The sequence below is a fragment of the Streptomyces lanatus genome, assembly GCF_014655715.1.
Lineage (GTDB): Bacteria > Actinomycetota > Actinomycetes > Streptomycetales > Streptomycetaceae > Streptomyces > Streptomyces lanatus.
The window spans coordinates 186868-197545 of sequence record NZ_BNBM01000020.1 but is presented as its reverse complement, the minus strand read 5'-3'; the positions used below and the strand labels follow the sequence as shown (position 1 = coordinate 197545).

Here is a 10678-nt window from a genome sequence, read left to right as displayed (position 1 = left end):
CTCAACTCCCTGCATGGACACGGCCAGCAGGACCGAACCAGCTCATTGTGTTAGCCGCTGTTACTGGCACGCAATTGCAGTGCCACCCGCGTACGATCGTGCCCACGTTCAGGTAAGCGCTCGAATGAGGAGTACCGTGCCGATCGTCGTGCCGAAAGTGACGATGAGTGCTTTCAAAAGGCGGGCGGGTAGACGCCGTGCCAGAATCGCGCCCACGTAGCCGCCGACGACTGTCGCAGGACCCAGGATCAGGACGGCGGACCAGTTGACAGGGCCGAAGAGCGCGAATGTCAGGAGAGTGACAGCGCCTACGGTGACGGTGAGGACATTCTTGATGGCGTTGATCCGGCTGAGCGTCTCGTCAAGTACCAGGGCCAGCGCGGCAACGTACATCACGCCCAGCGCGGCGCCAAAATAGCCGCCGTAGACGGCACCGACAAGAACGACCGCTTGCAGAGTGATCGTCCGGCTGCGCCGGCCGGTGGTGCGCGGATGACCGACCAGGCCGCGCAGGCGTTCCTGGAAGAACAGTGTCGCGGCCGCGCCGAGCACCAGAAACGGTGCGATGAGTTCGAAGGCGCGAGCAGGGGTGACCAGCAGCAAGGCACAGCCGGCGGCTGAACCGGCAACGCAGGCGGGCAGCACTGCCCGGATACGGCCCCACTGCCCGGTCAGGTCGGCCTGGCTGCCCAGCACGCTGGAGACGTAGCCAGGAAAAACCGAGACCGAGTTCGTGACGTTCGCCTCGACCGAGGGGAGACCGGTCGCGATCAGGCTGGGGAACGTGATCAGGGACATCCCACCGGCCATTGCGTTGATTCCGCCGGCGACCACGCCGGCGAAAAGCAGCAGCAGTATGTGTCCAAGGTCCATGCGTATCCGAATTCTGTGGAGGGCTCCGTCAGGATGACTATTTCGCCGATCAATGAGCATACTGTGACACCGAGTCGGGCAATGCACGAAAATCAGTGCCTCTTAGTGAGCCGACAAATTACGGCTGGAAACCGGCAATTGCACCGCACCGTATCGGACGCCTCGATGGCATCGAAGGGGCCGAGTGCAAAGGTGCCTACCCCATCCCGCCGAGCGCCTATGCCAGGCAGCCGGCGCGAGACCGATGACGGCGTCGAGGGACGCATCGAGTGGTTCGCTCTTGTTGCCGGCCCTTCCGATCAAGTATCAGCCCCGACATCTGAATGGACAGGCCAGCGCGTGAATATCAGTCGACGGGTGCCTCTGCCGGGACCGTACTCCTGCGGCGGCGGAGGTGGCGTACGGCTTCGATGACACCAGTCACCACGAAAGCCAGCCCGACACCGACGGCGATGGCCAGCAGCGTGTTCTCCTGGAACACGACGCCCCCCAGGTAGCCGGTGAGCGCGGTGTAGGTACTCCACGACGCTGTCGCGAATCCGACGAAGAGAGCGTACCTGGCCATCGGAAAGCCCACGAGGCCGGTGGACAGGGTGGCCAGGTAACGACCCACCGGGATGAACCGCGTGGTTACCAGGATGAATCCGCCACGGGACTCAAGTTCTCGGGCGAACCAGTCATGCGCTTTCCGGCGTTTGGAACCTGGCGGGAGACGTTTGAGAATGCGTTCACTCAACAGCCGTCCGGCTACGTAGGGGACGCAATCCCCGAGAAACGCGCCGAGTGTCGTGGCGGCGATAACGAGCACAATGTCGGTGTCCCCGGAGGCTGCGTAGACGCCTGCGACGATCACGACGGGCTCGCTCGGGATCAGCGGAAGGAATGAGTCGAGAAAAGACACCGCGATCAGTACCGCATACAACCACGGTGAGGAGATGACCGATTCGGCCAGTTCGAGCCAGTCAATCATAATCCGCCAGCCTTCAGTATCGGGTGCAATTGAACGGTCATAGGGCATCCCCAGGGGTGTTCGTCGATCATGCGACTCGGTTCTGCATGGTGGTGTGAACGGACGGGGACGGGTGACAGTCGTGGGCGGCAGTGGTGGCGCACGGAGATGGCATATGTACCGGCCGCTGGTGCGCTGCCCGTAGGGCCACCGGCTCGTGCCGGTCAGAGATCGACGGTGAGTGCGGGTGACAACGACCGCGAGACGCAGCTGTACATGCGGTCCGGCGGGGCACCGATGTCGTCGCGGTGTTCCGGCTCTCCGCCGACGAGGGTGACCTCGCAACTGCCGCAGACGCCCTCACGGCACCCGGACGGTATGCGGAATCCTGCGTGGTTCAACGCGTCCAGCATGGAGTCCTCCGCACCGACCTGGACGGTCCGTGCCGATCGGGCGCAGTGCACTTCGAAGGGCGCGTTGGGCGCGAACTCCCGGAAGGCCGGCCGGAAACGCTCGAGGTGCAGCCGCTCCGCGGGGAACACGGTCTCGGCCGTGTCGAGCATCGGCGTGGGGCCGCAGCAGTACACGAGCGTCTCCGGGCCCAGAGCTGCCGCCTCCGCGGCGAGGTCGGGTGTGCCGTGCGTGTCGCTGGTGTGGATGCGCACCCGGCTCCCGTGCATGGTTTGCAGTTCGTCGGTGAACGGCATGGTGGCCCGGGACTTGCCCGTGTACAGCAGTCTCGCCGGGGCGCCGGACTCCACCGCCGCCTTCAGCATCGGCAGGAGGGGGGTGATGCCGATCCCGCCGGCGATGAACAGGTATTCCGGTGCTGGCAGCAGGGGAAAGTTGTTACGGGGCACCGACACGTCGAGGGTGCGGCCCTTGGTGAGGAACAGGTGGATGTATTCCGAGCCGCCCCGGCTGAGTCGGTCGTGACGGACGGCCACCCGATAGGTGTCACGGTCGGCCGGGTCCCCGCACAGCGAGTACTGCCGGGTGAGCCAGTTGGGCAGGGTCAGGTCGATGTGGGCGCCCGGTTCCCAGGGGGACAGCGGGCCGTCGGTTCCGCGCAGGAGGAGCTGGACAACGCCCTCGGCGACCGGTTCCACCTTTTCGAGAGTGGTTCGCTGCATGGTGGTGCCGCCCTCAGTACAGGTGCCGGTAGTCGTCTTCGAGCATCCCGTCCAGCACGGACGGATCGGCGTCGACGCCCATCTGGTCACGGGCGATCTCGCCCATCGACGGCAACTCGTCCGCCAATGCCTGTGCGGCCGGATCCCACAGCCTGGAGCGGATCAGCGCGCGGCCGCAGTGAAAGAAGACCTCTTCCACGTTCACGATGACCGCCAGGGTTGCGTCCTTTCCTTCGGTCTGCATCCGGGTGAGCACGTGCGGTTCGTCGGTGGGGTAGGCACGACCGTTGATACGCAGCACCTCCCGCATTCCGGGGACGACGAACATCAGCCCGATCCCGTCGTTCTCGGCGAGGTTGCGGAACGAGTCGGCGAGGTTGTTGCCCGGCCGGTCGGGAATGGCGAGCGTGCGCTCGTCGAGAACCTTCACGAAACCCGGGTAGTCACCGCGCGGTGAGCTGTCGGGGAGCCCTGCCGCGTTCGATGTCGCCATCGTCAGGAAGGGCGAATGGGCGATGAACCGGAGGCAATGCCGGTCGAGGCTGTCGTGAATCTTCCGTTTGATCAGGTCTTCGGGCTCTCCGATCCGGGCACGCACCTCCGCGTAGGAGATCCGGCGCGGACGATCACCGAGGGCCGCATGGCCGCTGGTGACATGATCCTCATGGGTAATCATTCGGGTTGCTTCCTACTTGCTGTTCCATGTACGGCAGCCACGACGCGGTCCGTCTACTCCGCGTCGGCGTAAGCGGCCTGTCTTTCACACCGAGGAGCGGCCGTCCCAGGACTCAGATCCGATGGGCGCGAAGCGCGCCTCGAGGAGCATGCTTTGCTCCACACCCCGGACCTCGATCGGTCGTGCGAGGCAGTGTCCGGCCCGGCCCTCGAACGTCCTCGGCCGCGGGTCACCCGGGCTCGTCATCGGCTTCAGGTACTCGGCTGCGTCCAGCGAGCGGATCACCTCCGAGTCGCCGCTGCCAATCGTGAACTGTGGGGTGCCGCGGTCGACGACACAGTCCGCCACTGGTCACGCCGGTGCTCCCGGCGTCTTGGTGCCTGCGATGGCGAGATGAGGGGGGCCGATGCGGATGTCCACGGGGCATCCTCCTGGGTGTCGTCCGTGGCTCCGACCTTAGGAACCGGAGTCGATTCACACCAGTGCAACGTTGATACAGACTTATTGCGCAAGTGATAATCGGGGGATGGACCACATCGATCTGAACCTGATCGAGGCGCTGGACGCACTGCTCGCGGAGAACAGCGTGACGAAGGCCGCGGCCCGCCTGCATACCTCGCCACCGGCGATGAGTCGTGCACTGGCCCGGCTGCGCCGGGTTTTCGATGATCCGCTCCTCGTGCGCGCCGGGCGCGATCTCGTACCCACACCCAGGGCTCTGGAACTGCGTGGGGAGGCCCACGAGGTCGCCGCCCGGGCGCGGGCGCTGTTCGCACCGTCCGACTCCGCCGATCCCCGCACCGCGGTGCGTACGTTCGATCTGCAGGTCAACGACATGCTGTCCACGGCCTTCATCCCGCCCCTGCTCGACGATCTACGGGTCCAGGCACCCGGCATCTCCTTGCGCTTGCGGCCGGAGAGCATCGAGGACACCCCCGCCCTACGCGACAGACTGGTCGACCTGGAGATCGGGATCGTGCGCCCCGGTGACCCGGAGACCCATTCGGAAACGCTGCTCACGGAGACACTGATTGGTGTCATAGGGCCGGCTCATCAGCTGGCGAGGGTGAAAATCGTCACACCGCAGAGGTTCGCCGCCGCCGACCACGTCGTCGTGTCGCGACGGGGCCGGGCACGCGGCCCGATCGATGAGCGACTCGCCGAACTGGGCCTGAGCCGGCGCGTGGTCGCCGTGGTTCCCAGCGTCGCGACCGCACTGTTCCTGGCCCGGGATACCGATGTCGTCAGCGTTGCCCCGGCCGGGCTGGGTCGGCCGATGGTGGACACACTCGGTCTGCGCACGTTCCCGATCCCCCTGGCGCTGCCGCACTTGGACATCGGCATGGCATGGCATCCCTGCAACCACCACGACCGCACACATCAGTTGCTGCGGGAGCGCACCCGGCACGTCATGACCGCCGCTGCCGCGGGTGCCGGTCGGGAGTGACCTGCTCGCGGCTGGACGCTGCGCTGACGGTCATGACGTGCTAGATCGTCGGCGGACTTGAATGGACCGTGCCATCGATGAGGGAGGAGCCGAACCCGACCAGGGTGCCCTGGGCTTGTCGGATCGATGCCGCCGTGCACGTGGAGCCCTCCCCAGCCGTGCGCAACGCGGTGCTTGCGCGTGTCCGGGACCGCCGACGCGGCGAGGGACGGCGACTGCCGACGGTGCAGCGGTCCGCACCGGCTGGGGTGCGCAGCTCAGGGCCAGGCACCTGCTGGACGTCAGGCGGCGATGACCCCCAGCGCTGCGCTGTGAACGCCCGGTGCGGAGGCGAGGTAGTTCTTGCTGGTCAGCTTCCACGGCTCACCGTCGAGGTCGGTGACGGTGCCGCCGGCTTCCTGGACCAACAGCACGCCGGCCGCGTGGGAACGCACGTGGTCGAACTGCCAGTGCAGGTCCATCCGGCCCGCGGCGACCTGAGCCAGTTGGTGCGTGACAGGAACAGAGACACGGACGTAGATCGCCGCCTTCATCATCGCGGCGAATGATGAACCGATCCGGTCCGCGATCTCAGCATCCTGGCCGGGCTTGGCCTGGCCGGTTCCGGCGAGCGCGCCGTCGAGTGACGTCTTGTCCGAGACGTGCAGCCGGGTGCCATTCAGGAATGCCCCGCCGCCCTCGACCGCCGTGAACGTCTCGTCCAACAGCGGGAAGTGAACCACGGCCAGCACCAGGCGCGCGTCGCGGACCAGACTCACGCCGATGTTCCAGTCGGTCATGCCGTGGACGGCGTTGATGTTGCCGCCGACCGGATCGATGAGCCACCACTCCCCCGCGGACAGCGGGCCCCACCCATGTTCGTCGTTGAGCCAACCCGCCTCGGGAAGGAGGTCGGTCAACGCGGGCTCCAGGACGTCGACCACCGCCTGGTCGTTGGCCCGGACGTCTTCGAGGAGCTCGGTAAGCCCGGGTTGACGCGTAGCGGCGGAGTAGCGCTCCAGCATCCGATCGCCGGCGCGGCGGACGGCTGCGGCGGTGGCTTCCAGAAGTTCCCGACTCATGGCTGTCTCCCTCTCGTTGTCTTCACGGCATCATGTGCCGCGTAAGATTTACTGGTGTGCAACTGGATTTGAATCTGCTCACGGTGCTCGACGCTCTGCTTCAGGAGGGCAGCGTGATGGGCGCCGCCGAGCGGTTGCGGCTGTCCTCGCCTGCGGTCAGCCGTACGCTTGGGCGGCTTCGCACGGTCACCGGCGACGACATCCTGGTGCGGACGGGGCACTCGATGACTCCCACGCCCTTCGCGCTGGCGGTCCGAGACGACGTGCACCGGCTGGTACGGGAAGCGCGCGGTGTGCTCCTGCCGTCCCGCGAGCTGAACCTCGCCGAGCTGGAGCGTGTCTTTACGATCCAATGCCACGACGCGCTCGCCACGGCGCTGGGTCCCGTCCTGGTCGGAAGGGTCCAGGAACAGGCGCCCGGCGTACAGTTGCGGCTGCTGGCCGAGCGCTCCGTCGACACCGATGACCTGCGCCATGGCCGCATCGACCTGGAACTCGGCGGTGACCGACCGGACCTGCCCGAGTTCCGCTCCCAGACTCTCGGACACGACAGCCTGGTCGTGGCGATGCGTCCGGGTCACCCGTGCGCTGACGGCCTCGACCTGCACACGTATGCGGCACAGCCGCACGTGCTGGTCTCCCGACGGGGTCGGCTGACCGCACCGATCGACGCGGTGCTGGCCCGCGAGGGGCTTGACCGCCGAGTCGTGGCGTCGGTCGCCACACTGTCTCTTGCCCTGCAGATTGCCGCCCGCAGCGACGTGTTGGTCACCAGTACCGACGTCCTCTGCCGCCCGATCTCCGAGGCGTTTGGGCTGATCACCCGGCCACTGCCGGTGCATTTTCCGGCGGCTGAGATCAACTGCAACTGGCACCAACGTTATGACTCCGACCCCGCCCATGCCTGGCTACGCGACCAGGTACAGGCATGCCTGTCGGAGGTGCTGGCCCGTTAACGAGCCAGCGGCAGGGCGATCCCCCCGAGGAAACGCGGCGTCTCGGCCTCATCGAGCATGGCCGCGGCGACGGTCTCCCGGCTGACCTTCGCGTTGAGGTCGAACGCGGGTGCGGCGTCCAGGCCGACCGTGCGCCGGGTGGGACTCTTGGGCCCGGTGGTGAGAACGCCCGCGTGAAAGACAGTGCCCTTCGCGGCCAGGACGATGTTATCTGCGGCGATCTTGTCCGCGAGCCGGTCGCCCAGCAGCTTCTCCAATACGCGGGCCCCGTCTCCGGCTGCATCGGCGGACTTGCCCGTGCCGTAGGCACCGAGCCAGATGACGCGCTGCGGCTGCGCGGCGAGGACTGCCTTGGCTCCGGCGGTGAGCACTCCCGCCCGGTCTGTGCCGAGCGCGGACAAGACGACGGATTCCGCATCGATGGCCTTGGCGATGCTCGCCGGGTCGCCCACGTTGCCGACGGCCTTGCGCAGCGCATCGGTGTCGGGGACGGTGACCCGCTTGGGGTCGCGTGCGATCGCGGTGACGGTGTGGCCGCGCCGTAGTGCTTCTCGAGTGAGGGCGAGTCCGGTCTGGCCGGACGCCCCGAGGACGGTGAGATTCATACCCGCAACGCTAAGAAGCATCACACTTAACATCAAGTGCATGTTTTCTATTTGGCGCTTTACCAATACGCAATTGACTGCTCTGGGTGACCTGGCTCCGCGGTGGTCATGAGGCAGCGGGCGCACACACACGGCCGCTAACCAGTCAGTCCCGGATGCAGGACCGAACCGCTCCCACAGCGGTGCCCGAGTTCGCCCGAGAGTGTCAGTCGAAGCGCTCGGTCAGCTCAGCCAGACGGGCGCGATATGCCTCGACATTGCGGAACTTGACCTCCTCGTACCCACGAACCATGTCGGGGAGCGAGGCGATCTCTACGGCCACCGCGTGGTTGGCGGGGGTGAGACCGGCGAGCAGGTGGGTGACGCGCTCGGAGTAGTCCTCGAGCAATGCTCGCTCGACCTTGCGCACATGGGCCCGGCCGAAGGGGTCGAGCGCGGTTCCGCGTAGTCGGCGCATGCCGTGGAGGGCGGTGAAACCGGGGCGGAACCAGCGGCCGAGCCGGATGTTGCGCTGCATGCCGAGGGCGCGCAGTACCGGGGGCTGGAGGACCCGCGGGCGCCTCCCGCATCCGCGCCAAGATGGCCCGCGCCGTCGAACTGGCTACCGTCCTGGGCAGCGACCGGGTCGACCAGGCCCTGGGGCTGGCGGCCACGGCCGGACGCTTCGCCGACGACGACCTGGTCTCCATTCTGGAGCACATCGCAGCCAGCAAGCCGGTCGGGGAGATCGTGCGCGCGGACGAAGCCCACTCCGTCCAGAGCGGCACCATCGTCTGGCAGGCCCTGGGCCAACAGCCAACGGCGGCAAGGGAGTCGACGGGCGACTGACTGCGGTCAGTCGCCGATGAACCACAGATACCGGTGCGTTCCGCGCTCGACGATCTGACACAACTCGCGGGCCTGCCCGACCCAGTCACCGCCGCACGCGGCCGGGAGCCGGTCGAGTTCCGCCAGCAGCAGCGGCACCTGCCGACGGTTGAAGACCGCGTCGCCATACGGGTCCAGGGCCCCGAGCATCGGGAACCCCGCCGGGTCCAGATCCGCGAAGGCGGCGGTCCACTCCACGCCGCCCTCCGCCCGGGCCACGACGTTCCCGCGGTCACCGCGCACCGACATATTGATCACCCGCCGAGCCTATCGGCGCCCACCGTGACCGACGAAGGAATTTACGACCATGACGTTTCCCCAGGCCCCGGCGCTTCCCGAGGAGCTCGACAAGCTGATGCGCCGCATGCGTCTGCCCTACATGCGCAAGGCCGCCCCCGACGTGCTGGCCACCGCCCGCGCGCAACGCTGGGACCCCGCCGAGGTCCTGCGGCTGCTGATCGCCGAGGAGGTCACCGGCCGCGACGCGGCCACCCGACGCCTGCGCCGGCACTCGGCGAACTTCCCCACCGGCAAGACCCTGGCCTCCTGGCGGGCCGAGGACTCCACCATCCCCGAACCCACCCAGAACTCCCTGGCCACCCTGGAATGGATCGGCCGCGCCGAGAACCTCGTCATCGCCGGCCCCAGCGGGACCGGGAAGAGCCACTCTTGCCCGGCATCTCGAGGGTGACCGGCAGTTAGGGGGCTGGGGCGTCCTCGGGGTCGGCGGCGGTGTGCTCGGGCAGGAGGTCAGCGACGGCCGTGCGGATGGCGCCGCGGCTGACGCCGTTTCGCGAGCGAGGGCGGCGAGGAGCGGCCTTCCAGGTACGCGGCGCCGACAGCGGCGGTCTTCCCGGCGATGACGGCCGGGCGACGGCCGCCCTTGCTGCCCTTGGCCTCAGCGGCCCGCAGCCCGTCATGGGTCAGCTCGCGCTGAAGGTCTCGCTGGAGTTCGCCGGTGACGGCGAGGGTCTGCACCGTGAACTTCACCGTGGACAGGAACTCGCCGGTGCGGGTGACGGGCGGTGAGGTCCCTCGCGGAGAACGTGCCGTCGCGCCTTTGCTGCCCGTGGGTCCGGAGTGGCGGGCAGTCACTCGGCCAGGTGCTTGCCGAAGAACTCGGTGAGCTTGGCGACGGCGGGGGTGACGTATGCGTCCTTGTCGTACAGGTCGATGTGCGTGGCACCGTCGATGACGAACAACTCCTTGGGCTCGGCTGCCTGCTCGATCGCTTCTCGGCTGAAGTAGGCGCTCTCCGCTTCCGAACCGGCGATCATCAGCAGGGGGCGAGGTGAGATGAGCCGGATCATCGCGTACGAGTCGTACTGGGCGAGCTGGTCGACACTGCGCAGTACCCATCCCTGGACCGCGCGGGGGTGGTAGCCACGCGGGGTGCAGTAGAACTCGAACGTCTCCCGGAACTGCCTGGTTTCGGTCTCCAGCAGCTCCTCAGCGTTGGCGGGAATCCATGCCACCAGTTGCGGGGCAGCGCCGCATGCCTCCTCGGTGCGCGCCGCACCTGCCTGGTCGAGCAGGGCCTGAAGGATCGCCGGGTCCTGTGTGCGGCCCAGTCCCTCACGGAACACCGACCCGAGGTCCACGGCGCTGACCGTGGCCACGCTCTTGATGCGGTGGTCGGTCTGAGCGGCGTAGGGGACGTAACCGCCGGACGCGCAGATACCCAGGGCTCCGATACGGTCCGGGTCGATGTCGCCACGGGTGGTCAGGTAGGTCACGGCGGACTTGATGTCCTCGGCGCGCTGGAAGGGGTTCTCCATGCCGCGCGGCTCGCCCTCGCTCTCGCCCTTGTACGCGGCGTCGAAGACGAGCGCGGCGAATCCGGCGCGGGCCAGGCGCTTGGCGTAGATGCTCGGGCTCTGCTCCTTCACGCCGCCTCCCGGATGGGAGATGACAATGGCCGGCAGCCGGCCATCGACGGAGTCGTCGGGGGTGAAGAGAATCCCGGCGAGGGCGAGATCGTTGCTGGGGAAGGTGACGCTGGTCTTCACGGTCTGTGCCTCCTGGTGCGGGTGACGAAGTGCTGTGATCGCGATGGCGCGGATTCATCCGGCAGGACCTCAGGGGGACCTTCGTCCTCGGGACGGTCCATC

The 10678-nt window shown here is 67.4% G+C and carries 13 protein-coding genes and 1 pseudogene; 4 read left to right on the top strand and 10 right to left on the bottom strand.

The window, feature by feature from the left end; all coding sequences use genetic code 11:
- Positions 1 to 108 precede the first annotated feature (108 nt).
- From IE325_RS38620 to IE325_RS38605, 4 genes are all read right to left on the bottom strand, one after another.
- Positions 109 to 873 carry a sulfite exporter TauE/SafE family protein gene (locus IE325_RS38620; protein WP_190074830.1) on the bottom strand — a complete coding sequence of 255 codons (765 nt, stop codon included), beginning with the start codon at positions 871 to 873 and terminating at the stop codon, positions 109 to 111.
- A gap of 346 nt (positions 874 to 1219) precedes the next feature.
- On the bottom strand, positions 1220 to 1891 hold the full coding sequence (locus IE325_RS38615; RefSeq protein ID WP_190074829.1) for a DedA family protein: 672 nt from the start codon (positions 1889 to 1891) through the stop codon (positions 1220 to 1222).
- Positions 1892 to 2046: 155 nt separating this feature from the next.
- Positions 2047 to 2955 (bottom strand): PDR/VanB family oxidoreductase, encoded by a 909-nt coding sequence (locus IE325_RS38610; RefSeq protein WP_190074828.1) that lies wholly within the window; start codon positions 2953 to 2955, stop codon positions 2047 to 2049.
- Positions 2956 to 2968: 13 nt separating this feature from the next.
- Positions 2969 to 3631 carry an MSMEG_1061 family FMN-dependent PPOX-type flavoprotein gene (locus IE325_RS38605; RefSeq protein ID WP_190074827.1) on the bottom strand — a complete coding sequence of 221 codons (663 nt, stop codon included), beginning with the start codon at positions 3629 to 3631 and terminating at the stop codon, positions 2969 to 2971.
- A gap of 526 nt (positions 3632 to 4157) precedes the next feature.
- On the opposite strand from IE325_RS38605, the gene IE325_RS38600 reads away from it, so the two are divergent.
- Positions 4158 to 5078 carry a LysR family transcriptional regulator gene (locus IE325_RS38600; protein WP_190074826.1) on the top strand — a complete coding sequence of 307 codons (921 nt, stop codon included), beginning with the start codon at positions 4158 to 4160 and terminating at the stop codon, positions 5076 to 5078.
- Between the two features lie 281 nt (positions 5079 to 5359).
- Here IE325_RS38600 and IE325_RS38595 read toward each other — a convergent pair whose 3' ends face one another.
- Positions 5360 to 6139, bottom strand: a complete 780-nt coding sequence (locus IE325_RS38595; RefSeq protein WP_190074825.1) for an inositol monophosphatase family protein — start codon at positions 6137 to 6139, stop codon at positions 5360 to 5362.
- 56 nt (positions 6140 to 6195) lie between these two features.
- Between IE325_RS38595 and IE325_RS38590 the strand changes: the two genes are divergently transcribed.
- Entirely contained in the window at positions 6196 to 7095 is a 900-nt protein-coding gene (locus tag IE325_RS38590; RefSeq protein ID WP_190074848.1) for a LysR family transcriptional regulator, read from the top strand.
- Here IE325_RS38590 and IE325_RS38585 read toward each other — a convergent pair.
- Together IE325_RS38585 and IE325_RS38580 are read right to left on the bottom strand one after the other, a co-directional pair.
- The gene (locus IE325_RS38585) at positions 7092 to 7700 is read right to left on the bottom strand and encodes an NAD(P)-dependent oxidoreductase (protein ID WP_190074824.1); all 609 of its coding nucleotides are present in this window, start codon (positions 7698 to 7700) and stop codon (positions 7092 to 7094) included. The genes IE325_RS38590 and IE325_RS38585 overlap by 4 nt on opposite strands.
- Before the next feature lie 205 nt (positions 7701 to 7905).
- A pseudogene (locus tag IE325_RS38580) lies at positions 7906 to 8238 on the bottom strand (DUF6537 domain-containing protein); the annotation flags it as partial.
- A 41-nt stretch (positions 8239 to 8279) separates the two neighbouring features.
- On the opposite strand from IE325_RS38580, the gene IE325_RS38575 reads away from it, so the two are divergent.
- Positions 8280 to 8528, top strand: coding sequence for a hypothetical protein (locus tag IE325_RS38575; protein ID WP_190074822.1), 249 nt, complete (start codon positions 8280 to 8282; stop codon positions 8526 to 8528).
- 6 nt (positions 8529 to 8534) lie between these two features.
- On the opposite strand, the gene IE325_RS38570 is transcribed toward IE325_RS38575, so the two are convergent.
- Positions 8535 to 8816: a hypothetical protein gene (locus IE325_RS38570; protein WP_229912343.1), complete on the bottom strand. Its 282-nt coding sequence runs from the start codon at positions 8814 to 8816 to the stop codon at positions 8535 to 8537.
- 58 nt (positions 8817 to 8874) lie between these two features.
- On the opposite strand from IE325_RS38570, the gene IE325_RS38565 reads away from it, so the two are divergent.
- Positions 8875 to 9258: an ATP-binding protein gene (locus IE325_RS38565; protein ID WP_229912339.1), complete on the top strand. Its 384-nt coding sequence runs from the start codon at positions 8875 to 8877 to the stop codon at positions 9256 to 9258.
- Positions 9259 to 9317: 59 nt separating this feature from the next.
- On the opposite strand, the gene IE325_RS38560 is transcribed toward IE325_RS38565, so the two are convergent.
- Both IE325_RS38560 and IE325_RS38555 read right to left on the bottom strand, forming a co-directional pair.
- On the bottom strand, positions 9318 to 9662 hold the full coding sequence (locus IE325_RS38560; protein WP_229912337.1) for a hypothetical protein: 345 nt from the start codon (positions 9660 to 9662) through the stop codon (positions 9318 to 9320).
- Positions 9659 to 10576 (bottom strand): alpha/beta hydrolase, encoded by a 918-nt coding sequence (locus tag IE325_RS38555; RefSeq protein WP_190074820.1) that lies wholly within the window; start codon positions 10574 to 10576, stop codon positions 9659 to 9661. The genes IE325_RS38560 and IE325_RS38555 overlap by 4 nt, the downstream gene beginning before the upstream one ends.
- Between the last annotated feature and the right edge of the window lie 102 nt (positions 10577 to 10678).